Genomic DNA, 22,585 nt, shown 5'->3' with positions numbered 1-22,585 from the left:
ATATCACAATCCTTGTCCCAGCAAGGAATTAAATGATGTATATTTGAATAAAAAAGCCCCCGGCACGAGTGCCGAGGGCTCATAAGCCAAGCTATGGCAGATGAAGCTCTTAAGCTTCGACTGCAGCCGCTACAGGAGCAACTTCCACAGGGTAGACGCTCACTTTCTTGCGATCGCGTCCCCAACGTTCGAATTTAACAACGCCATCCACTTTTGCAAACAGCGTATCGTCTTTACCGATTCCTACGTTGGTTCCCGGATGAATCTTCGTTCCGCGTTGGCGAACAAGAATGCTTCCGCCTGTTACAGTTTGGCCGTCAGCACGTTTTACGCCTAGGCGTTTAGCAATACTGTCACGACCGTTCTTTGTGGAACCTACACCCTTCTTGGATGCGAATAACTGGAGATCCAATTTCAACATTATAGTCTACCTCCTTCTTTAAATAATGACATCTTGTATCTGAATATACTCACCGTATGACAATTCGATACTTTGCAGCATAACGACCATAGAAGCGAGAAGTAGCTGTGCCTGCTCGAGAGCTTTCGGTTGCTCGACATGAGGAAGATTCGCGTTCAAGAACCCGTTCTTCATCTTGGAATCCATAACGATTCCCGTCAGCGATTCGATGGAATTCACCGTCCCAACGGTAACGGCGGATACCCCGGCGCACACAATGTCTTGACCTGGTTCGGCATAATGAGCATGACCTTCCACTTTAAAACCATGTATGTCGTTATCCTTGCGACGCAATATGGAGACGCTAATCAAGTTACGTCACCTTCTTACGCTTGGATTTTCTCGATGGTCACTTTCGTGTATGGTTGACGATGACCTTGTTTCTTGTGGTAGTTCTTCTTCGGTTTGTATTTGTAAACGACAACCTTGCGGCCTTTGCCATGTTTTTCAACTTTCGCTGTCACACTAGCACCGGCTACTACAGGAGTTCCCGCTACCAAACCTTCGCCTTTGGATACGGCCAATACACGGTCGAACGTCACGCTTGTGCCGTCCTCTGCGTTCAATTTCTCGATGTAAAGCACATCGCCCTCTTGAACACGGTATTGTTTACCGCCAGTTTCGATAATTGCGTACATTTGCTTGCACCTCCTCATGTCTCAGACTCGCCTAATTCAGGTGCGCCGCGAAATGCGACGATCTTGCTGACCTGATCGGAGCGGTTACAGCATGTGCACAAGCTAACTTATGACACATACCTTAATATAATATCACGGGGTATAGCTAAAATCAATTGTTTTCGTTAAATTTAATCCGCGCTGGAAGCTGCCGTTTCTTCCCGAATTCGCTTCCGCGTCATTTCGAGCAATCCAAGCCTCGTCCAGCCAAGAATATGATGCTGAGTCCGATCCTTTTGCATACAGCTGTGAAGCTTGTTCAGCACAGCATCGCGATGCTCGTCTCGATCCATGTCGATGAAATCAACGATGATGATACCCCCGGTGTCTCGGAGACGAATCAACCTGGCCATTTCCGCCGCCGCCTCCAAATTGGTTTGGAACACTGTCTCCTCCAACGAGCTTCCCCCGACGTATTTTCCGGTGTTCACATCAATAACCGTAAGCGCCTCTGTCTGATCCCAGACTAAATAACCCCCGCCCGGCAGCCACACCTTCCGCTGAAAATCCTTTTCCAACTGGTTTTGCACGCCGTAGAATTCAAATAAGGGAATATTCTTGTCGTAAATTTTGATAGGCTGCGGATTTCCGGGAAGCATCATTTCCAGAAACGAAGCGACTTCCTTGACCCGTTGAGCGCAATCCATAATAATCTCATCCGTCTCCGGACTGTAGACATCCCTCATCAATCTTTGAACCATGCTCAGATCCTGGTGCAGCAGAGCCGGGGCAATACTCTTCTTGCTCTTCTCTAAAATAGTAGCCCATTGCTTCCGCAGCAGCGACAAGTCAAGTTCAATCGCCTCTAGCTCCTCAAGCTCGGCTACCGTGCGGAGAATAAGTCCCTCCTCGTCCTGCCGCAGCTGCTTGCCGATTCCTTTTAGGCGCTGCCTTTTCTCTTCATCCACAATCTTCTTGGAAACCGCCACATAGGCGGCTGACGGCATATATACGAGCCAGCGGCCTGGGAGAGAATAATGCGTCGTTACTCTTGGCCCTTTATTGCCAATGGCATCCTTCACCACCTGTACGATTATATCCTGGCCGGGCTGAAGCAGCTCGGATATAAGCGGTTTTACCTTCGGTTGTCTTTCCAAATGCGGATGGAGCACATCATCAATATATAGAAATGCATTTTTCTTCTGTCCGATATCTACAAATGCAGCTTGCATGCCGGGCAATACATTAACTACGCGCCCTTTAAAAAAACTGCCGACAAGCCCTCTCGCCTGGCTGCGTTCGGTAGCATATTCCACCAATTTGCCGTCCTCTTGCAGGGCCATCTCGGTAGAGCTGGATTTGCAGTGAACAATCATCCGTTTCATGATTTCACCCTCTGTCTGCGTTGTACCACAATTATATTTTTTGATTATACCACGGCGGATTACTATGCCGCAGGTCCACCTTTCATAAAGGTATAAATTACCTTCTGCTCCGGCAGGACGGCAATTATCTTTCCTTGTCGATTCATCACATAAATAAAATGATATTTGTCCCTTTTAAATAAACGCAAAATATGCTCTAAAGGTTGCACTTTGTCCGCTATAATCGGCTGAGCCAGACTGCCGTGTAACAGATGGTGGGAGAACGAACGATCCCTGTTCATCAGAAAGCGCATAAATCGATAAGGAATATTGCGGTAATCCACATAGTTGGAATAGAGCAGAAACGATCCGATTAGCAGCAAGTTTAACTGTAACACCCCATTTTGCAGCAATAGAGGGAACAACGCATATCCAATAACGAACAAACTAAATAATATACTGATTCGCAGCGACCAGACCAATGACGAATGATACGGAAAAATAATACTAAACAGGGAATGAGCAATTTTCCCCCCGTCCAGCGGCAGCACGGGAAGCAAATTGAACAAAGCAATCAAAATATTGCCCTGCACGAAATACTCATAGAAGGGCCCGTCCCACAAACCAAAAACATGAAGCAGCCAGGCCAGTCCGATCAGCAGCCCATTTTGCAAAGGCCCGGCAACGGCGATGATTATTTCACGACCTGCGTTCAAAAAAGTCGTGTCTTCCATGACTGCCACGCCACCGAAAGGCAGCATCTGTACAGAAATGACATTAACGCCAAACCACCTTGCTGCGGCAACATGCCCCCATTCATGAATAAATACAATCGCGAACAGTGTAATTAACTCCACAAAGTGGCCAGTAATAACGGAAGCTAGCATGATGATTACGAATAACGGATGAAATGATATCATAATGCCGCTCCATCTAATCAAATGGAATCACATCCGCAGGATCAATATAGCGATCATCTTTTTTTAAAGCAAAATAAAGGACAGGCTCCTGCTCAGATAACGCCTCGAGCCTCCCGACTAAATCCCCAGACTCCACCCAATCTCCTTTTTCTACAAAAGCTTGCTGCAGATGACCATAAATAGACACATACCCACTCGCATGCTGAATAGTGATCGTCTGCCCTGTAAAGGCATCATTACTGACATTAAGCACCCTGCCCGTTTCTACGCTTTTAACCTGTAAGTCTGCAGGCGAATCACCTAAGGGTAGTATATTAATCCCTTTTAAGCTGATCGCGAAAGCATCAGCGATCTTTCCTTCCAGTGGAACTGTGAAGCTGCCCGAATGACTGACTTTAATCCCGTGTTCTTCAGTTTGCCTAAATATCGGAATAAAGGTCGGAGCACCTCCAAAATTACGCTTATACCACGCCTCTGCCGCTCCAAAATCCATTTCATGGGTTAAGGAATGAGCCACGAATAGACGAATCTCTCCCGACCAAGGAGGTTCATACCGATAGATCGCCCATAGTCCCGCAAATAGCAGCATGCTGAGGCTTAGACGAATAAATAACATGCTCCAAAAAGAAGAGCGATTCCCTTCATTCGGCGGCAGAGGCGGCACGTTCCCGAAAAGATCCGAATCCTTCCACCGCCCTTGTCCATGCTTCCACATCCATTCAGGATCCTGCTCCCTCTCATCTCCAGGCTGCTCGCCAATAATATGTTTCAGATCAACTGCTTCGTTACTATTCCGTTTAGCAAGGAGAGACGCCGCGGCCGAGACACCTTCACCCGAAACCAATTGCTTGATCCGCTCCTCCCGCCGCCGCTTCACATTCGACTTCACGTCCATCACTCTCATTCCCCTCCGATAACATCAGGCCTCTCACCCCAAGTGCGAATACACCCAATAGATATGCCCGTAAACATGTTGTACTTAGTTTATGAGTGGCAGCAGCGGATTATGAACAAGCCTTAGCGACACTGCAACCCTGATTCCGACGCAAAAAAACCAGCACCACCGGCGCTGGTTCTAATCTACTTCATATTTCTCCTGATGAAGCTTAATGCTGAACACCAGGCCTATGCAAAGCATGTTGAGCAGTAATGACGTCCCTCCATAGCTAATAAACGGCAGCGTAATACCCGTAATCGGCATCAGACCGATCATCATGCCTACGTTCTCAAAGATTTGAAACAGGAACATGGCCGCAATCCCTATAATAATAAACGCTCCCCGCTTGTCTATGCAGCGAAGTGCAATTTGGATCATCCTATATAAAAACAAGAAGTACAGCAGCAGCAATACGGATGATCCTAAGAAACCAAACTCTTCACCAACAACGACAAAAATCGAATCCGAATATGGATAAGGGATAAACCGTTTATTCTTGAGCTCGCCCTGCAAAAATCCGTCCCCTATAAGCCCGCCGGAGCCAATGGCAATTTGGGCGTAACTGGACTGATGCTTGGCATCATTCGATGCTTCGTCCGGGTTAATAAACGTATTAATCCGTTGATACCAGTGTAACTTTCCCTTATCATCCAAATAATCATGAATCTGCTGATTGTAAATGTTGAACATGGTGACGAACACAATCAGAAAAGTAACGAGTAGAGTCAGACCGATGAGTACATGGCTGTATTTCGTATTGCCGATCCAGAGCATGGCACAGAGCACCACCAGGTAAATAATGGCATTCCCCAAATCTGGCTGAATCAACACCAGTATGAAAGGAAGCAGCGTTACAGCCGAAATAGGAATAATATCCCGATGAAAGCTTAACAACCGGCCCTCACGCTTGCCCAGTAAATACGCGGTGGTCATAATCAAAATAATTTTTACCAGCTCGGCTGGCTGAAACAGCAGCCCCCCGGGAAGCTTAAACCAGCTCCGGGCGCCGTTAATTTCCGGTGCAAATAAGAAGACAAGAACGAGCAGTAAACAGCCCGTTCCGTAAATATACCAGCTATAACGAAGCAATGTGCGATAATCGACGATCGACATGCCAAATACCAAAGCGAAGCCAAGACCATAGAACATCAAGGTCTTTAAATCATAGTTTTTGAAATCAGGCAGATAAGGGGCAATTGCACTGTGGACGAGCAAGGTGCTCATAATCATGAAGATGGCCAGGATCGCTACCATAAGCCAATCAATTTTTTTTAGTTTAAAAAACAACTAGGATCAACCCATTCCGAAAAACTTCTTAAAGCGTGTGAACATGCCTTTCTTCTGATCAAGCAGCATCAAAGGAACGGTGTCTCCCAAGATACGCCGCGCAATGTTGCGATAGGCGATAGCTGCCTTGGAGTCAGGATTCATCACGGTGGGTTCTCCGCTATTCGCCGCTTTTATGACAAGCTCATCGTCTGGTACGACGCCGATCAGATCAATATTAAGGACTTGCAATATGCCTTCAATATCCAGCATGCTGCCAGACTTCACCATATCTACTTTGATCCGGTTGACGACGAGCTTCGGCGAACCGATATGCGAGCTCTCCAAAAGGCCGATAATCCGATCCGCATCCCGAACAGCAGCGTGCTCCGGCGTTGTAACAACAATCGCTTGATCTGCTCCCGAGATGGCATTCTTGAAACCTTGTTCTATGCCGGCAGGGCAATCAATAATGACATATTCATATTCCTTCTTCAGCTCAAGCACAATATCCTTAACCTGATCTGCAGAGACGGCGTTTTTGTCTTTCGTCTGTGCTGCCGGCAGCATGTATAGTTCATCAAAGCGTTTATCCTTCACCAAAGCCTGATTTAAGCGGCAGCGCCCCTCCGCTACATCAATTAAGTCATAAATAATCCGGTTCTCCAGCCCCATGACGACATCCAGATTTCGGAGGCCGATGTCCGTGTCGACAAGACATACCTTTTTGCCAAGCAGCGCCAATGCCGTACCAATATTAGCGGAAGTTGTCGTCTTGCCGACGCCGCCTTTCCCCGAAGTGACAACGATAGCTTCTCCCATAGTTTACACCCCTCTGAACACGTTAAAGTCCGGACGCACCCGGGTTATGTTCGTTATTTTGTCAATTTGCATCTTCCCGTCACATAAATAAGCAAATTCCATACTGCTCTCACGATGCTCCCATTCATCGGGCGGGCGGCTAAAAACCTCCGCAATCCTCAGCTGTGTTGGCGATAAGTACGAAGCTGCTATAATGGAATCTTGCTTGCCCCCGGCCCCGGCATGAGCCGTCCCTCGCAAAGCACCCAGAATAAATACGTCTCCGGTACAGGTGATCGTCCCTCCCGGATTGACGTCCCCAAGAAACATTAAATTCCCATCATGATGCAGAATCTGTCCGGAACGAACAATACCGCTAAGCGTGGTGAGCGCACCTTCCTTTGGCCGATCTTCTTCCGCTAACGGTGAATCTATGGATCGAACCAGCAGATTTCCTTTTTGCTTCAATATATCAAGGATCATTTCCTTCTGCGCGTCTGTCACAATTCGCTTGCCCAGTTTGACATCTACATGAATAATCGGACCTGTCAGTATATTCTGGTGGCTGTGCTCTACCTTATAGCGAAGCTCATCCACAAGCTGTTGCAAATCACACTCATCGTCAAGCAGGAAAACCAGGCCATCTTTGATGCCCTTGATCGTAACGTGGTTAGATTTCACTGTCATAAGCCTGTCCCTCCCTCCTATTCAATTCGTGCAGAAGCATCAAAGTTCCTGCTTCCCTAAGGAAAAGCACGGAATATCAGGCTTGATTCTCGGAGGAACGACGTTTAGTGATCAGCTCCAGCTGACGCCGGAGAGGAACGTAGATAGCTAGGGCAAATACAAAGTGAACGAACACATTCGGTATAATATGATTCATTAGAGCCCAGGTATAAGGTTGATGCGTCAGCTCAAATAGGGAATACGTTGCGAACAAAATAGAATCCAGCAGGATGCTGCCGATCATGACAACAATCATCATCAGCGGGAGCGGAGCCCTCGGCGACCGGAAAACGAGGCCAAGCAAATAGCTGGACAGCCCCATCCCAAAGGAATAGGCCCCGATGATCGATCCATAGAATACAACATCCTGCAACAATCCGAAAAGAATCCCCAGCACTAAGCCGCTATGCCGATTGTCGTAAACGGTAATGAACAGTATAGCGATATAGGCCAAGTGAGGCACGACCCGCGTCTGCCACGAATCGGGAATAATCCACGGGATGACCGTTCCCTCAATAATAAACAATACGAACAATAGCAGGATCAATATTTGTTTGCGTTTGCTCCTCACTACTCCAAGACCTCCGGTGTATACACCACAATCAACTCTTTCCAATCCGAAAAGCTCGCTGCAGGCTCGATGAAGGCCGTGTAGGTCATGCCATACTCTCCCACTTGAATATCTTTGACTTGGCCGATGACCATCCCTCTTGGAAAGGCGCCGCCAACGCCAGACGACACGATCGTGTCATCAATCGCTATCGACGAAGGATCGTCGATTTTATTCATCAGGAACATGCCTTTATTCGTATCAAACGTCTCAACGATGCCAAACACTTCGTTCTCTTTGCCTTGGGCCGTTGCCGAAATCCCGTTGGAATTCGGATCCTTCGCATCCATCGTTGTCACCAGCTTAACGGTGGAGGTAAAGTTGCCAACCCGGCTAACCGTACCTACCAAACCTTCAGCCGAGATAACAGCATACCCGACCTTGACCCCGTCATTGCTTCCCAGGTTCAATTTAATCGTTCGGTTGATCGGATCATTATTCACGCTCACTACGTGGGCGATCCGGTAGGTATAATTATATTGATTCTTCTGGGCTTCCGTAAATTTATGCAATTCGTACAGACGGGCATTCTCCTGCTCAATCCGATTATAGATGGCTTTATCTCTAGTATAATGAGATAGCGCAATTTTGAGGCGTTCATTCTCCTCTTGCAGTGCACGCAAGTTAGAAACATCCTCAATCAAACCGGCGATGTACGAGGTAGGTCTATAAAAAATAGACTGTACAAAGCCGACCGTATCCTTTACGAATTTCTCCGGCCAAGACAAATTCGTCCGGGGCCCGAGCGTAAATCCCATTATGGCGATAAAAAAAATGAGTCCCATGAGCAAAATAAACAATCTTTTGTTGCCAAGCAGCTTAAACAGTTTAAGCACCCTCCAACCTTACAATTTCTCCTCTCCACGAGTCCACTCTATTTACTATAGAAAAACGGCACACCGTCCATTAGAGGACGGCGCCGTTTTATCATAATGTTCGTATCCTTACTTGCCACGGAAATATTAGCGCTTGCGCAAGGTCGAACTGCTTCTTGATTTGAACAAATGGATGTTATCGAGAGCTCTCCCTGTACCGATGGCTACGCAATCGAGCGGATGCTCAGCCACAATGACAGGCATGCCCGTCTCTTTGGCCAGCAGCTTATCCAGATTGCGGAGCAGCGCACCTCCGCCAGTCAACACAATGCCCCGATCCATAATATCGGCAGCAAGCTCAGGTGGACATTTCTCCAGTGTTACCTTTACGGCTTCAACGATTGCATTCACCGTATCGCCCAGCGCCTCGGTAATTTCATCCGATGTGATGGAGATGGTCTTCGGCAAGCCGGTCACGAGATCCCTTCCCCGGATTTCCAAAGTCTCTACCTGCTCAAGCGGAAGAGCCGAGCCTATATCCATCTTCAGCTGCTCGGACGTTCTTTCACCGATCATCAGGTTATACTGACGCTTGATATATTGAATGATGGAATCATCCATGTCGTCGCCTGCTACACGAGCAGATTTACTGGTAACAATGCCGCCAAGAGAAATCACAGCAACCTCTGTCGTACCGCCGCCGATATCTACAACCATACTGCCGGTCGGCTCCCATACCGGAAGATCGGCTCCAATTGCAGCCGCAAAGGGCTCTTCGATCGTATAGGCTTCACGTGCTCCCGCCTGCTTCGTGGCATCTTCAACCGCCCGCTGTTCTACAGCCGTAATGCCGGACGGTACGCATACCATCACATTTGGATGACGTTGGAACAAGGAACGCTGCTTCTGAGCCTGGCGAATAAAATATTTAATCATCGTCGCAGTCGTGTCGAAGTCCGCAATAACTCCGTCCTTCATCGGCCGGATGGCCCGGATATTCCCCGGCGTTCTCCCGATCATTTTCTTTGCCGATTCTCCAACCGCTACAATGCTCTTATTATCTGTATTCATCGCTACTACCGACGGTTCTCTCACTATAATTCCTTTACCGCGAATATAAACGAGCGTATTTGCCGTACCCAAATCAATCCCTAAGTCTTTCGTGAAACCACCTAACATGCTGTAATCTTCCTTTCCTTCTGTATCTGGTCTATTATATTACATCAAGCCTTGCTCCTTCAAACTTATAAATTCCCCGTCCCCAATGACGATATGATCCAGCACATCGATTCCAACAATTTCTCCCGCTTCGCATAGACGCTCGGTCATCCGAATATCTTCTGGACTTGGCGTCGGATCTCCGCTTGGATGATTATGAGCACATACGACAGAGGCACTGCTGCATTTAATCGCTGCGCGAAACACCTCCCGCGGATGGACGATTGAGGAATTCAAGCTTCCGATGGAAAGCGTCTCCTGAGCAATGATATGATTTTTCGTATTCAAAAATAAACAGACAAAATGTTCCTTCTGCAAATAACGCAGCTGTTCCATGAGAATATCCGCCGCATCGCGGGGGCTGCGAATCACTTGAGCTTCCGGTAGTCGCGCTTTGGCAAGCCGCTGGCCTAGCTCAATTCCCGCCTTAAGCTGCAAAGCTTTGGCTGGGCCGATGCCTCTCAGCTTCACCAACTCGTCCAAACTAATGTCTACAAGGTTGCGTATTCCACCTATACTGCTCAGTACGCGGTGGGCCAAATGAACAGCCGATTCATCCCGGGTACCTGTACGAAAAAGAATAGCTAACAGTTCAGCATGACTGAGCGAGCCCGCTCCATATTGCATCATGCGTTCTCTGGGTCTTTCCTCACTAGGCAAATCACGCAGTAAGTATTGTGGCAAGTCCATACATATCCCTCGCTTCCGAATGATTAGGCTTCGTCCAGCTAGCTTGCTGGCAGCAAAACTCATTACGGAAGGATATGCTTTATCTCTTCCTCTTCCTTTACAACGTAAATATGAAATTATTTGTTACAGCCTTTTTCGATTTGATCCGGTCGCTCATTTCAATACACGGATTCCAAAACGACCAAGCATCTCACTAGCCAATGACAGCGGCAATCCTACAACGCTGAAGTAACAGCCTTCGATACTTGTGACAAAAATTGCCCCGAGTCCTTGTATCGCATAAGCACCCGCTTTATCTAAGCCTTCTCCAGTCTTGGCATATGCGATAATCTCTTCTTCTGTCAGAGCTTTCATCGTAACTAAAGTAGAACGATATTCGACTTCCGATCTTCCAGTAGCTACATCAATACAAGCTACGGCAGTATAAACATGGTGGCTTCGTCCCTGCAAAGAGCGAAGCATCAAAGCTGCTTCTTCCTCATCCTTGGGCTTGCCGAGCACTTGTCCGTCCAGGACTACAATCGTATCACTCCCCATAATAACCGCTTGGGGTGATGCCGATTCAAGCGTGGCAAGAACTGCCTTTGCTTTACGCAGCGCTAGCTCCATGACGATTTGCTCCGGCGTCCAATGATCCGGCGTCGTTTCATCGGCATCGCTCGGCATAACCTCAAACGGAATATGTAGAGTAGCCAGCAGTTCCCGTCTGCGCGGTGAAGTCGAGGCCAGTACGACATGTCGTGTTGATGAAGCTGCAAATTCCAAGGTTCAGATTCTCCTTTATCCGTCTTTCGCAGGGCAAGCTCTGCGAGCTTGTAACCTCGCCATTTTTTGACACTTTGGCACTTCATTATTATAAGGTTAATTGATCGGCAATACAAACATAAAAAAGGCGAGGGAACTATTTCCAGCTTTCCCTGCCTTATCAAAATTTCTTAAAAGCTTATTAAACTCCTATTAATTTTTGTTCAGCCAAAATAAATCGCATCACCTCATTTTGTACTTCCCAAAGCATTGTTTGCTCACCCTTTTCATTAAATTCCTCCATGGCCTCAACCGCGCTGTTCATCGCTTTCTCCATTTCCTTCGCCTCGCCATCTATGGCAGCCGACAGCTTGCCCCGAATAGCGGCAGCGCTTTTAGTCCAAAGCTGATGACTCTCACGTAGCCGCTCCATCTCCTCTTGACTCTGCCGTGAGGGAGAGGCTTCTCCCAATAAAGCTGCCGAGGAAGAGCTTAGCATATATACAAGATCCGCGCTCTGCGCCAAATATTGCTGAAGGAGGGCAGCTTCTCCATTATATTCAACCGTGGCTGATTCAGGCAGAGATATCTCGTGCAAAATAAGGTGAACTCCCCCTGTCTTCAGTCGATTGCTTAACAACTTAGCTTCCTCGCGGTCAGGAGAGACACCGGCGTATACCCGTTTCTCATCCACTGTATCCCGCGCTGCAGCGATACCTGAGTCACGCAATTGCTGCTGAGCCAGCTCCACCCCTTCCGCCGTGCTGAATACGCCGTATTGAAGGAAATGATAGCTTTGCGATGGCAATACGACTTGAACGAGCGGGGCCTGCTTCTCGGTGATAACACTGCCTAGCACGGGAATGTCTGCCGCTTCCCCCGCAGCCTTCTGCGTCGGAACACCTATTCCCGGTATAGGTACCGTTATTTCTTGATTGAACATCGACAGAACGACAAATCCAAAGAGCGCCCCCGTCACAATAGCCCCGGTTAATGAGCCTGCAACCTTCCACCAGGAGGTTCTCGTTCTCCGAACATAATAATCCCCGTCACCCGGTTCTCCTTGATCGGGAAATACCGCAATCCCTGTTGCTGCACGATCGGTTAATGGATCCCCCCAATAATCTACCGTCTCCACCGCCCGATAGTTTGCGGAGAGATGATTAGGTTTTTCGCTTGAGATATTTGATACCTCTTGACTAGATCTAGCTGGAAATGAGTCATCATTTTTCTGGGTCTCCCGGCCTTGTTCATCGAACCGGAATGTCATCTTCGCCTTGTTCACGATCCGCACGCTCCTTGTCCTCTCTTCTAACGATACAATATGAATTTTCACGAGAATATAGACCAGTTCATTCAAACAAGGACTTTACAATTCAAAGGAACTCTGTATAATGGGAACCATTGAAAACCGCATAACGAATCAAGCACTAGGGGTGCCTTTATTGGCTGAGAGATCGTTCCTGATCAAGGATACGGTTAACCCTTTTCACCCGATCTAGATCATACTAGCGTGGGGAAGTGCGGGGAAACGATGGATGGCGTTGCACCCTATCTTTATTATGTTAAAGCGGGCTAGCCAATATCGATACAACTGCACTCTTCGGGTGCGGTTTTTTTGTCGTTGTCGACATTTATTAATTTATCAAAGGGGAGGAACATGCTTCATGATCACAAGCAATTCATTCAACGAACAAAATAAACCCGCAGCGTGCGGCAGCAGCCGCATCGTTGGCTGCCGATTTTCTTTATTCCCCATGAGCGGCCATTTCGTGCCGATTATTCTTGGCGCTCTGGAGAATACGGACACATCCAAGGTATGGATTAAAAGCGATGACATCAGCACCTGTGTACGAGGTCGCCACGAGCATGTATTCGACGTGGTCCAATCCATATTTCTTCAAGCGGCAAAAAGCGGGGAGCACGTTGTCCTTAGTGCAACCTTTTCCGTTGGCTGCCCTGGGGACACGGAGGGCGACGTATTCATGTCCGAGGATGATGTCCGTTTAAATAAGGACACCGGATCTGCTGTAGATACCGCAGTACAATTCGCACTTTACCCTATGGGTGTGCCCCACTATATGGATGTCATCTATAATGCCGTCAAAACAGCTGAAATCGAGGGTACCTTCTCCGGTGGCATACATTACGCCAGCCGCTTAGATGGAGACGCTCATCAAGTATTCCGGTCGCTTGAGAATGCTTTTGTAGCCTCTAGCATCCAAACCTCACATCTTGTAATGACGGCGACCATTTCCTGCAACAGTCCGTCTGCCAAACCAGATCATGTACAAAATAAGGGGGAATAACGATGTCGTCCTGGAAACTCCGTGACATTATTGTTCTTAGTTCATTATCCGTTGTTTTTGCTGTCGTCTATTTAATTTTTCTGCAAATCGGCAATGTCCTTGTCGGTTTTATGGGGCCGATGGGGTACGAGGTCATTTTTGGAATATGGTTTATTGTCTCGATCATTGCCGCCTACATTTTGCGTAAGCCTGGGGCAGCTCTATTGTCAGAGACCATCGCCGGAACCATCGAGGTGCTCATTGGCAATGTGACCGGCCCAATTCTGATCCTGTCGGCCTTTATTCAAGGTCTCGGTGCGGAAGCAGCATTTGCCGTTGTCAGATACCGTTATTACAACACATCTGTATTAATTGGTGCTGGCGTTGGAGCGGCCGTATTCAGCTTTGCCTGGGGCTTCTTCCAGTCCGGCTTCGCCGCCTTATCCACAGGGCTCGTTATTTCGATGTTCATCGTGCGCGTAATTAGCGGGGCTGTTCTCGCAGGTCTGCTCGGGAAATGGATTGCCGATGCGCTGGCTCGTACCGGTGTATTGAGAAGCTTCCCGATCGGCAAAGAAGCAGCTCAAACCGCACGTCAGAAACAATCTGCGGTGAAGCTGTAATGAATACCAAAATCCCGTGCACACCCTCCGAACAGGGAGCAGGACACATGATGTACACGAATGAGGAAATGATGAATAAGCCCATTGTTCTGGAGACGAAAGACCTGTCACTAGCTTTTAGCGAGGAGGATGAGGAGATTGTATTCTCCTCTCTTTCCCTCCGCCTATATCAAGGTGAACTCATGCTGCTTCTCGGTCCCGGAGGCTGCGGCAAAAGCTCCATGGCTCTATGTTTAAACCGCGTGTACCCCTCAGCCATTGACAGCGTGGTGAACGGCAGTGTTTATTTATACGGCCAGTCTCTGGAGGAACAGGATCCCGGGACAATTGCCCAGCAGGTGGGGATCGTCTTTCAAGATGTAGACAGTCAGTTCTGTATGCTAAAGGTAGAGGAAGAGCTTACTTTTTGTCTGGAAAACATCGGATGTCCAAGGGAGCAAATTAGCGCAAAAATCGACGATGCACTACAGCTCGTTGATTTAACTGAATGGCGGGATGCACAGATTCATGCCTTATCCGGGGGAATGAAGCAGCGGCTAGCATTGGCCTGTGCCTTGGTACTAAATCCAAAAGTGCTCATTCTCGACGAGCCGACATCCAATTTGGATCCGGAAGCCTGCTGGGCCTTGTCGGCCCTTATCGACTCGATACGCCAACAACGGCAGATGAGCATTTTGCTTATCGAGCATCAATTGGATGCATGGATGCCCTATGTAGATCGCCTGGCTATAATGGGGACAAAGGGAAAATTAATTTACGAAGGCGAGCCCAGGAATTACTTCGCTAATTTTAAAGAAGAAGCACGACAATTAGGAATATGGATGCCGGGTGCCGTGCGCCTTCACGAGGAGCTGCAGACAATGCATACAGCTTCATGGCAGCCTTTAACCAGAGATGAGCTTACCTATTTTTGGCTCAATGAGCCGGACGCAATAAAGCTTAATGTTCTCGAGCAGCTAGAACAAAGGCAAGCCCGCAGGTCAATGCAGTCGAATGGCGATTCGGAGACCGTAAGCAGAGACAGCTTAATGTTACTCGACAATGTCTCTTTCGAGCGCAGCGGCGGCCGACAAATTCTTCAGCAGCTTTCGCTGACAATTCCTGCGGGACAATTCATTGCGCTGGTCGGCCCTAACGGTGCGGGCAAATCCACTTTGGCCGCTCTATTGTCAGGAATATTAGAACCTACAGCCGGTACGATCCAATTATCCGGCAAAGCCATATCGAGTTGGCCTGAACAGGAGCTGCGGAAGCGCATCGGGTTGATTTTTCAGCACCCCGAGCACCAATTCGTGACCGATACCGTCTACGACGAGCTAGCCTTCAGCTTGCGAATCCAAAAACTGCCGGAAAATGTCGTGTCCGAGCGGGTCGCCTCACTTCTCGAACAGTATCGGCTACAGCACCGCCGCGACTACAGCCCTTTTGCGCTCAGTCAGGGGCAGAAGCGCCGCTTGAGTGTGGCTGCCATGCTGTCTGAGGAACAGCAGTTGCTGTTATGCGACGAGCCAACCTTCGGCCAGGATGCATACTCTGCCTTGGAATTGATGAAATCGCTGCGCGCTCGAGTAGATCGCGGGCTTACCGTCATTATGATCACTCATGATATGGAGCTCGTTCAGCAATATGCTGATCGGGTACTTGTTCTACGCCAAGGATCCATACAATGGGACGGGCATCCAGATAATTTATGGGATTGGCCCGAGCAGCAGCTACAGGCCAATAAACTGATTCCTCCTCTCTCTGCTTATTTGAAGAATAAGCTGCGATTAACGCTCAAGGAGAAGCAGGAAACATGCAGGGAGGTGCTGATGTGAGAGCATCCGGCGCATTTAGCGAACTGTTGAATGAGATGAATCCTGCCATTAAAGGACTTACGGTCATTCTAGGAGTAATTTTGTTATCGTTTGCTTTTGATCCCGTAACGATCTCTGTAAGTCTGATTTATGTATTGATGGTTACAGTGATTTTCGGCCGGATTTCCTGGCGCAAATGGCTACTGTTGTTCCTGCCCTTCTTCATTATGGCCATCGGTTATTTCTGGACGGCAGCGCTCTTCCCACGTTCCGACTTGCCTCAGGGTTCGAAGGTACTTCTATCATGGGGTCCGCTGCAGATGACAGAAGCCGGGTTCAGTCTGGCCCTCTCGCTCGCCCTGCGCACTCTAATGTTCTCAGCGCTTTCGCTTATGTTCGTCTTAACGACCGAGCCCGTAAAGTTCATGTTCAGTCTCATGCAGCAATGTAAGCTGCCGCCCAAGCTGGCATACGGCATTCTAGCCGGATTTCGCTTTCTCCCTTTGTTCCGCGAAGAGCTACGTATTATGCAGCAGGCTCATCGGATGCGGGGCATATGGCGAGAGAGGCGCAATGTTCGTTCGCTGCTCCATGCCTTTAAGAGATACAGCATCCCTCTGCTCGCAAGCGCAATTCGTAAATCGGAGCGCGTAGCCGTCGCTATGGTATCCCGCGGTTTTACCGGAGGCAAACGCGATTTCTACATCCAAATGAAGATTCGCTGGCAGGATTGGATGTTTATGGGGATCGTACTATCCGGGATCCTATTGGGATATTCCATTTCTTATGCCCTGGGTACCTTAACTTGGTATGGAGGACAGCTTTAAAATAAATCAAAAGGAGGAGTTCCGCAGCAGACAAGTCTGCACACGGAACTCCTCCTTTATTAATTTCTTCTAAGCTAGAGTCTTAGCCAGCTCATGTCCTACCTTCCAAATATCCCCGGCCCCCATCGTAATGACGAGATCACCGGATTGCAGCCTTCCTTGCAAGTCGTCAATTACGTCCTGCTTCGTTGGCAGATATCTTGCTCCGGCATTGCTATTTTCTTTAATCAGCTCTACCAGCTTCAATGAATTGACGCCTTCAATCTGCTTCTCTCCGGCAGGTGAATAGATATCGGTAATAATCACTTCATCGGCTCCGCCAAATGCCCGGCTAAAGGCATCTAATAGAAAGAAGGTGCGCGAATAGCGCTGCGGCTGAAATACGGCAATGATTCTTTTGCCGGTCGCCTTGGCGGCGGCAATCGTTGCTTCAATCTCCGTTGGATGATGAGCATAATCATCAATCACAAGGATGCCACGGCTCTCACCAAGCACCTGGAAACGACGCTTAGCTCCGTGAAAGTACTGAATCGCCTCTGCAATGTCCGCGAAAGGAATTCCTGCCTCTAGGCATACAATTACCGTTGCCATCGCATTATAGACATTATGCCTTCCCGGTACGGAAAGCTTAATTTGGCCCAGGGGCTGCTGGCCATGATTCATCGTGAACACAACCTTGCGATCCCCCAGCATGATATCCGTGGCTGTATAATCACAAGCTGTTTCTATCCCATAAGTTACCACATTACACTGCAGTTTAGGCAGTAACTCACGGATAATTCCGTCATCTCCAGAAACAACAGCTTTACCTTCCGGCTTGATTTGATTTAGAAATTGCACGTAAGCATCCTTAAGCTTTCCGAAATCTCCACCATAATTTTCCAGATGATCGGCCTCAATATTCGTAACGATGCCGAGCGTTGGATGGTACTGGAGGAAAGAACCGTCGCTCTCATCCGCCTCGGCAACAACACATTTTCCCTGACCTGCCTTAGCATTCGTACCGATATCCATTATTTCGCCACCGATAATATAGGTAGGATCTGTTCCACACTGCTCCATCACCAGAGCAATCATAGACGAGGTCGTCGTCTTGCCATGCGCTCCGGCGACAGCCACGCCTGTACGTTCGTTAAGTAATCTCGCCAGCATCTGGGAACGATGTAGAACCGGTATGCCCTGCTCTTCCGCTTCCACCCGCTCGACGTTGTCCTTTGGCAGTGCTGTCGAGTATACGACTAAATCTGCCCCATGAACCTGTTCTTTGGTATGTCCAATATAAATTTTAGCCCCTTTGGCCGCCAGCTTCTCGGTCAACTCCTGGGAAGCGACGTCCGATCCGGTAACGGTGTAGCCCATTTCCAGCATAACGCGGGCAATAGCGCTCATTCCATAGCCACCGATCCCGATAAAATGTACATGTTGTTCTGTTGTATTCAACAATATGGTCACCAGCCTTTTTCAGAATCGGTATGATGCAAAAGGGTTGCCCGCACGTCCGAAATCATATAGAGCGTACCTGTAACTACCCCAAGATCCTCCCGTTCCGTCCGTGCTTGAAGCAGTGCCAGCGCACTTTTCCAATCACGCTCCACAATGACTTCAAGATCCGCCTTCGCTATATCTCCGCGCAATTCCTCCACGAGCTGATACAGCGAATCCGCATCCATTTTCTTGCGAAAATCGGGCTCGGTCAGAATAAGCGTATCCACTATTGGTAATATATGCTCCAAGTATTCACGATGATGCTTGTTATCCAGCATCCCCATCATCAAATTCAGCTTTCGGTAGCTAAATGCTTCCGAAAGGCTTCTCGTGAGCGCTTCTGCACCCTCCGGATTATGGGCCCCATCGAGTATGATTCGCGGCTGCTCAGCTACTTGCTCAAGCCGTCCTGCCCAAAAAGCATTTTTGAATCCGACCCGCACCTGCTCATCCTCAAGAACAAAGGCCATGTATTGGCGTAAAACCTCGAGTACCATCATTACCCCTGCCGCATTTACGCATTGATGCTGGCCTAACATCGAAAGCTCTAAATCCATCGCACGGAACGGCCCGCGAAAATGAATGCTCTGGGTTTGACTGCTTAAGCCACTAACGTTGCCATCGTAGTAAAACTGCTCACCTAGCAAATAGAGCGTCGAGCCTTTCTCTTTAGCTGTCTCTTTCAAAACAGCAATAACAGAAGACTGGCTGGCACAGCTTACTACCGGAACGCCCGGTTTGATAATGCCTGCTTTTTCAGAAGCGATTTCCTCCAGAGAGTCGCCCAAAATATCCGTGTGATCCATGCCGACATTCGTAATCAGTGACACAATCGGCGTGACCAGGTTCGTTACATCCATTCTACCCCCGAGTCCGGTCTCCCATACTACAACATCGGGATAGCATACTTCCGCAAAATAAAGAATCGCAAGTGCTGTACTCACTTCAAACATTGTAGGAGATCCCAATTCACTGGCAGCGATCTCATTCACAACGGGAGCAATCCGGTTGGACAAGCTGAGCAGTGTCTCCTCCGGTATGTCCTCTCCATTGAATTGGAATCTGTTCGTAAACTTCGTAATGTAAGGGGAAGTGAACATCCCTACATCATATCCGCATTCCTTGAGCGTTGAACTTAAAAAAGCACAGGAGGAGCCTTTACCGTTCGTTCCTGCAACATGTATGAACTTAAGTCTTCGATGCGGGTGACCAAAATGCTCCATCATCCGTTCAATCCGCTCTAATCCCGGACGGATGCCAAACGGTAATAAACCGTTAATCCATTCAACCGCATCTGGATAGCTTGCAAGCGGCAGTTGAATCTCCTTCGAAAGATTAACCCCCATGACATTTTCACCTACATTAATGTATTGATCGAAATGCTGCAATAATGAAATGTACAGCAAGAGCTGTAATTAATGACTTTTGCTCCTGCTGTACTAAGGGTATTGCTCGTGTCTTAGCCTTTCAATTCAGCGATCCGGGCCAGCACTTTATCACGTTTACTGGAGTAATCGGCCATTTTGGCACGTTCCTCCTCTATCACCTTCGCTGGTGCCTTAGCTACAAAACCCTCGTTCGCCAGCTTCTTCTCTACACGCTCTACCTCTTTATCGAGGTGAGCCAATTCTTTCTCGAGACGGGCAATTTCCTGGCTGATATCAATCAGACCCGCTAACGGCAAATATAACTCGGCTCCCGTCACTACCGCCGTCATCGCCTTCTCAGGTACTGCCGCATCCAGTGAAGCTTCATATTGCGAGGTATTGCAGAATCGACGGATATAGTGACTGTTGCGTTCCACGATATCCAGCAGCTCGGCTGAGCTTGGCTTCACGATCAATTCGATTTGCTTGCTCATTGGTACATTTACTTCCGCGCGAATATTCCGAACGGAGCGAATAATGTCGATCAGCAAATTCATTTCCCGCACGGCATCCGGTGCTTCCAGCGCTGGATCATACTGCGGCCATTCTGCAAGCGTGATTGTCTCGCCGCGATGCGGCAAGTGCTGCCATATTTCCTCGGAAATAAACGGCATGAAAGGATGAATCAATCGCAGCGTGCGATCAAGCACATAGGCAAGGACGGACTGCGTATTCTTTTTGGCTACCGGATCTTCGCCATAGAACGACAATTTAGCAAATTCAATATACCAGTCACATAAATCATCCCAAATGAAGTTATACAGTTCCCGACCTGTCTCTCCGAATTCATAAGCATCGATCAGACGAGTGATATTGCGCGCCGTCTCATTGAAACGGTGAAGGATCCAACGATCGGAAGTCGACAGCTTTCCTTCAATATTAATATCATCAAAGGTTACACCTTCCAGATTCATCAATGCAAACCTAGAGGCGTTCCAAATTTTATTCGCAAAGTTGCGAGCCTGCTCGACCCGCTCCCAGTGGAAGCGCAAGTCCTGCCCAGGCGTACTGCTCGTAGAGATCATATAGCGCATCGCATCCGCACCATATTTCTCGATCACATCCAATGGATCAACCCCGTTACCCAGCGATTTAGACATTTTCTGGCCTTCGCTGTCCCGTACCAGTCCATGGATCAGCACATCCTTAAACGGAATTTCTCCCGTAAACTCGAGCGCGGTAAAGATCATCCGGGCTACCCAGAAGTAAATGATGTCATACCCGGTAACGAGAACATCCGTTGGGAAGTAACGTTTGAAGTCCTCGCTGTCCTCATTCGGCCAGCCCAGTGTGGAGAACGGCCACAGCGCAGAACTAAACCAGGTGTCAAGAACATCATTATCCTGTACAAGCTTATGTCCTCCGCATTTTACGCAAGCATCTACTGCTTCTCTTGCGACGTGCAATTCGCCACAGGATTCACAATACCAGGCTGGAATGCGATGACCCCACCATAGTTGCCTGGAAATACACCAATCGCGAACATTCTCGATCCAGTGCAGGTAGATTTTCTCAAACCGCTCCGGAACAAAGTGAACTCCTTTGCCTGACTTTTGAGCAGCGATCGCCGCTTCTGCCAGAGGCTTCATTTTTACGAACCATTGCGTCGATAGATAAGGTTCTACAACGGCTCCGGAACGCTCGCTGTGCCCAACCTGGTGAACATGATCCTCGATTTGCACAAGGACTCCCGATTCTTTCAAATCTTCAACGATGGCTTTGCGGCATTCGCTGCGATCCAGCCCCTTGTATTTTCCAGCTGCCTCGTTCATCTTGCCACTTTCATCCATAACGGTAATTTGCGGCAGATCATAGCGAAGGCCTACTTCAAAGTCATTCGGGTCATGAGCAGGTGTAATCTTCACCGCTCCACTTCCGAATTCCTTATCTACGTACTCATCGGCTATAATCGGAATTTCGCGGTTCACGATTGGCAAAACTAAAGATTGCCCGATTAGGTGACGATATCTCTCATCCTCAGGATGAACGGCAACAGCCGTATCCCCAAGCATCGTTTCAGGTCTCGTTGTAGCTACTGTAATAAATCCGCTGCCATCCTTAAGCGGATATTGAAGATGATACAAATGACCGTTAACCTCTTTGTACTCCACTTCAATATCCGAGAGGGCCGTACGAGCCGCAGGATCCCAGTTAATGATATACTTACCGCGATAAATCAGACCCTTCTCGTACAACTTAACGAAAACTTCGCGAACAGCCTCCGATAGCCCTTCGTCCAAAGTAAACCGCTCGCGGGAGTAATCGAGCGAGAAGCCCATTTTTGCCCATTGTTCACGAATCGTGTCGGCATAATGCTCTTTCCACTCCCATACCTTCTCAAGAAACTTCTCGCGTCCAAGGTCATAACGGGAAATTCCTTCTGCCCGCAGCGTTTGCTCTACTCTCGTTTGCGTAGCTATTCCGGCATGATCTGAGCCTGGGAGCCACAGAGCGTCATAACCCTGCATCCGTTTTGTGCGGATTAATATATCCTGCAGCGTAAAATCAAGCGCATGCCCGATATGGAGCATACCGGTTACATTCGGTGGTGGAATAACGATCGTGTACGGCGTAGCTTCCGGTCTTTGCCCTGCTTTGAAAAAGCCGCCCTCCATCCAATACCGATACCATTTCTGCTCTGCCGCCTTAGGGTCATACGTTGTTGGCATGTTAGCCGATGAATGCTTTTGGATCTCTGACATAATTTCAACCTCCGTTACAATTCAGCATTGCCTTAGCGTAATCAGGATAGTCTTGCTTAAAAATACAAAAAGCCCCTCGTCTCAAAGGACGAAAGGGCTTTACTTTCGCGGTACCACCTTTGTTTTGCGGGTTCACCTAAGCTGATTCCTCTTTAATTGGAATAGCCGAGAAACTCGCAACACTCGTACAGATAACGGCTGCTACCGGCCCGTTCTAACGACTACATACTACATAGCTGCTCAAACAAGCGACTCCCGGGTGACTTCGG

22 protein-coding genes, 1 riboswitch and 2 other annotated features (1 of these 25 cut by a window edge) are annotated in these 22,585 nt (G+C 48.4%); of the genes, 4 read left to right on the top strand and 18 right to left on the bottom strand.

Annotation, left to right across the window (positions count from 1 at the left end; genetic code table 11):
- Positions 1 to 109: 109 nt before the first annotated feature.
- The 15 genes from rpmA to EIM92_RS10205 form a co-directional block, all read right to left on the bottom strand.
- Complete coding sequence (rpmA, locus tag EIM92_RS10275) at positions 110 to 421, bottom strand: 50S ribosomal protein L27 (RefSeq protein ID WP_019638294.1); 312 nt, start codon at positions 419 to 421, stop codon at positions 110 to 112.
- Between the two features lie 18 nt (positions 422 to 439).
- A complete protein-coding gene (locus tag EIM92_RS10270) occupies positions 440 to 772 on the bottom strand; it encodes a ribosomal-processing cysteine protease Prp (protein WP_125082562.1) in 333 nt (110 codons plus the stop codon).
- A gap of 14 nt (positions 773 to 786) precedes the next feature.
- Entirely contained in the window at positions 787 to 1,098 is a 312-nt protein-coding gene (gene rplU, locus EIM92_RS10265; RefSeq protein WP_125082561.1) for a 50S ribosomal protein L21, read from the bottom strand.
- 13 nt (positions 1,099 to 1,111) lie between these two features.
- Positions 1,112 to 1,194 (bottom strand) — a sequence feature (ribosomal protein L21 leader region).
- Between the two features lie 74 nt (positions 1,195 to 1,268).
- Positions 1,269 to 2,462, bottom strand: a complete 1,194-nt coding sequence (locus tag EIM92_RS10260) for an Rne/Rng family ribonuclease (RefSeq protein ID WP_125082560.1) — start codon at positions 2,460 to 2,462, stop codon at positions 1,269 to 1,271.
- Positions 2,463 to 2,524: 62 nt separating this feature from the next.
- Positions 2,525 to 3,382, bottom strand: a complete 858-nt coding sequence (locus tag EIM92_RS10255) for a M50 family metallopeptidase (RefSeq protein ID WP_125082559.1) — start codon at positions 3,380 to 3,382, stop codon at positions 2,525 to 2,527.
- Positions 3,375 to 4,256: a M23 family metallopeptidase gene (locus tag EIM92_RS10250; RefSeq protein ID WP_125082558.1), complete on the bottom strand. Its 882-nt coding sequence runs from the start codon at positions 4,254 to 4,256 to the stop codon at positions 3,375 to 3,377. The genes EIM92_RS10255 and EIM92_RS10250 overlap by 8 nt, the downstream gene beginning before the upstream one ends.
- A 180-nt stretch (positions 4,257 to 4,436) precedes the next feature.
- On the bottom strand, positions 4,437 to 5,585 hold the full coding sequence (locus EIM92_RS10245; RefSeq protein WP_164515069.1) for an FtsW/RodA/SpoVE family cell cycle protein: 1,149 nt from the start codon (positions 5,583 to 5,585) through the stop codon (positions 4,437 to 4,439).
- A 6-nt stretch (positions 5,586 to 5,591) separates the two neighbouring features.
- A complete protein-coding gene (gene minD / locus EIM92_RS10240; protein WP_125082557.1) occupies positions 5,592 to 6,386 on the bottom strand; it encodes a septum site-determining protein MinD in 795 nt (264 codons plus the stop codon).
- Between the two features lie 3 nt (positions 6,387 to 6,389).
- On the bottom strand, positions 6,390 to 7,052 hold the full coding sequence (locus EIM92_RS10235; RefSeq protein WP_125082556.1) for a septum site-determining protein MinC: 663 nt from the start codon (positions 7,050 to 7,052) through the stop codon (positions 6,390 to 6,392).
- Positions 7,053 to 7,128: 76 nt separating this feature from the next.
- Complete coding sequence (mreD, locus tag EIM92_RS10230) at positions 7,129 to 7,662, bottom strand: rod shape-determining protein MreD (protein ID WP_125082555.1); 534 nt, start codon at positions 7,660 to 7,662, stop codon at positions 7,129 to 7,131.
- Positions 7,662 to 8,537 carry a rod shape-determining protein MreC gene (gene mreC, locus EIM92_RS10225; protein ID WP_125082554.1) on the bottom strand — a complete coding sequence of 292 codons (876 nt, stop codon included), beginning with the start codon at positions 8,535 to 8,537 and terminating at the stop codon, positions 7,662 to 7,664. The genes mreD and mreC overlap by 1 nt, the downstream gene beginning before the upstream one ends.
- A gap of 126 nt (positions 8,538 to 8,663) precedes the next feature.
- Complete coding sequence (locus tag EIM92_RS10220; RefSeq protein ID WP_125082553.1) at positions 8,664 to 9,695, bottom strand: rod shape-determining protein; 1,032 nt, start codon at positions 9,693 to 9,695, stop codon at positions 8,664 to 8,666.
- A gap of 39 nt (positions 9,696 to 9,734) precedes the next feature.
- Positions 9,735 to 10,424: a RadC family protein gene (gene radC, locus EIM92_RS10215; protein ID WP_125085114.1), complete on the bottom strand. Its 690-nt coding sequence runs from the start codon at positions 10,422 to 10,424 to the stop codon at positions 9,735 to 9,737.
- Between the two features lie 153 nt (positions 10,425 to 10,577).
- A complete protein-coding gene (locus EIM92_RS10210; RefSeq protein WP_125082552.1) occupies positions 10,578 to 11,189 on the bottom strand; it encodes a Maf family protein in 612 nt (203 codons plus the stop codon).
- 181 nt (positions 11,190 to 11,370) lie between these two features.
- On the bottom strand, positions 11,371 to 12,453 hold the full coding sequence (locus tag EIM92_RS10205; RefSeq protein ID WP_246021296.1) for an SPOR domain-containing protein: 1,083 nt from the start codon (positions 12,451 to 12,453) through the stop codon (positions 11,371 to 11,373).
- A 137-nt stretch (positions 12,454 to 12,590) separates the two neighbouring features.
- Positions 12,591 to 12,705: riboswitch (TPP riboswitch) on the top strand.
- 130 nt (positions 12,706 to 12,835) lie between these two features.
- On the opposite strand from EIM92_RS10205, the gene EIM92_RS10200 reads away from it, so the two are divergent.
- The 4 genes from EIM92_RS10200 to EIM92_RS10185 are packed head-to-tail and all read left to right on the top strand — an operon-like array spanning position 12,836 to position 16,702.
- Positions 12,836 to 13,477 (top strand): YkoF family thiamine/hydroxymethylpyrimidine-binding protein, encoded by a 642-nt coding sequence (locus EIM92_RS10200; protein WP_125082551.1) that lies wholly within the window; start codon positions 12,836 to 12,838, stop codon positions 13,475 to 13,477.
- 2 nt (positions 13,478 to 13,479) lie between these two features.
- The gene (locus EIM92_RS10195) at positions 13,480 to 14,079 is read left to right on the top strand and encodes an ECF transporter S component (RefSeq protein ID WP_125082550.1); all 600 of its coding nucleotides are present in this window, start codon (positions 13,480 to 13,482) and stop codon (positions 14,077 to 14,079) included.
- The gene (locus EIM92_RS10190) at positions 13,974 to 15,896 is read left to right on the top strand and encodes an ABC transporter ATP-binding protein (RefSeq protein ID WP_125082549.1); all 1,923 of its coding nucleotides are present in this window, start codon (positions 13,974 to 13,976) and stop codon (positions 15,894 to 15,896) included. The genes EIM92_RS10195 and EIM92_RS10190 overlap by 106 nt, the downstream gene beginning before the upstream one ends.
- The gene (locus EIM92_RS10185) at positions 15,893 to 16,702 is read left to right on the top strand and encodes an energy-coupling factor transporter transmembrane component T family protein (RefSeq protein ID WP_246021295.1); all 810 of its coding nucleotides are present in this window, start codon (positions 15,893 to 15,895) and stop codon (positions 16,700 to 16,702) included. Before EIM92_RS10190 ends, EIM92_RS10185 begins: the two co-directional genes overlap by 4 nt.
- 69 nt (positions 16,703 to 16,771) lie before the next feature.
- On the opposite strand, the gene murC is transcribed toward EIM92_RS10185, so the two are convergent.
- The 3 genes from murC to EIM92_RS10170 all read right to left on the bottom strand — a co-directional run bounded on the left by murC (position 16,772) and on the right by EIM92_RS10170 (position 22,316).
- Positions 16,772 to 18,142 carry a UDP-N-acetylmuramate--L-alanine ligase gene (gene murC / locus EIM92_RS10180; RefSeq protein ID WP_125082547.1) on the bottom strand — a complete coding sequence of 457 codons (1,371 nt, stop codon included), beginning with the start codon at positions 18,140 to 18,142 and terminating at the stop codon, positions 16,772 to 16,774.
- A gap of 8 nt (positions 18,143 to 18,150) precedes the next feature.
- Positions 18,151 to 19,533 carry a bifunctional folylpolyglutamate synthase/dihydrofolate synthase gene (locus EIM92_RS10175; RefSeq protein WP_125082546.1) on the bottom strand — a complete coding sequence of 461 codons (1,383 nt, stop codon included), beginning with the start codon at positions 19,531 to 19,533 and terminating at the stop codon, positions 18,151 to 18,153.
- A 113-nt stretch (positions 19,534 to 19,646) separates the two neighbouring features.
- Complete coding sequence (locus tag EIM92_RS10170) at positions 19,647 to 22,316, bottom strand: valine--tRNA ligase (protein WP_125082545.1); 2,670 nt, start codon at positions 22,314 to 22,316, stop codon at positions 19,647 to 19,649.
- A gap of 81 nt (positions 22,317 to 22,397) precedes the next feature.
- Positions 22,398 to 22,585, bottom strand: a binding site (T-box leader); it runs 86 nt beyond the window's last position.

This window comes from Paenibacillus lentus, assembly GCF_003931855.1.
GTDB lineage: Bacteria > Bacillota > Bacilli > Paenibacillales > Paenibacillaceae > Fontibacillus > Fontibacillus lentus.
The sequence above is the reverse complement of the archived record's forward strand: the minus strand, read 5'-3'. Positions and strand labels throughout refer to the sequence as shown.

Excerpts from the sequence above, each read along its gene's own strand:
- rpmA (WP_019638294.1), bottom strand. The coding sequence starts at position 421 with ATGTTGAAATTGGATCTCCAGTTATTCGCATCCAAGAAGGGTGTAGGT.
- rplU (WP_125082561.1), bottom strand. The coding sequence starts at position 1,098 with ATGTACGCAATTATCGAAACTGGCGGTAAACAATACCGTGTTCAAGAG.
- EIM92_RS10260 (WP_125082560.1), bottom strand. The coding sequence starts at position 2,462 with ATGAAACGGATGATTGTTCACTGCAAATCCAGCTCTACCGAGATGGCC.
- EIM92_RS10250 (WP_125082558.1), bottom strand. The coding sequence starts at position 4,256 with ATGGACGTGAAGTCGAATGTGAAGCGGCGGCGGGAGGAGCGGATCAAG.
- minD (WP_125082557.1), bottom strand. The coding sequence starts at position 6,386 with ATGGGAGAAGCTATCGTTGTCACTTCGGGGAAAGGCGGCGTCGGCAAG.
- EIM92_RS10235 (WP_125082556.1), bottom strand. The coding sequence starts at position 7,052 with ATGACAGTGAAATCTAACCACGTTACGATCAAGGGCATCAAAGATGGC.
- EIM92_RS10220 (WP_125082553.1), bottom strand. The coding sequence starts at position 9,695 with ATGTTAGGTGGTTTCACGAAAGACTTAGGGATTGATTTGGGTACGGCA.
- radC (WP_125085114.1), bottom strand. The coding sequence starts at position 10,424 with ATGGACTTGCCACAATACTTACTGCGTGATTTGCCTAGTGAGGAAAGA.
- EIM92_RS10200 (WP_125082551.1), top strand. The coding sequence starts at position 12,836 with ATGATCACAAGCAATTCATTCAACGAACAAAATAAACCCGCAGCGTGC.
- EIM92_RS10195 (WP_125082550.1), top strand. The coding sequence starts at position 13,480 with ATGTCGTCCTGGAAACTCCGTGACATTATTGTTCTTAGTTCATTATCC.
- EIM92_RS10190 (WP_125082549.1), top strand. The coding sequence starts at position 13,974 with ATGGATTGCCGATGCGCTGGCTCGTACCGGTGTATTGAGAAGCTTCCC.
- EIM92_RS10175 (WP_125082546.1), bottom strand. The coding sequence starts at position 19,533 with ATGGGGGTTAATCTTTCGAAGGAGATTCAACTGCCGCTTGCAAGCTAT.
- EIM92_RS10170 (WP_125082545.1), bottom strand. The coding sequence starts at position 22,316 with ATGTCAGAGATCCAAAAGCATTCATCGGCTAACATGCCAACAACGTAT.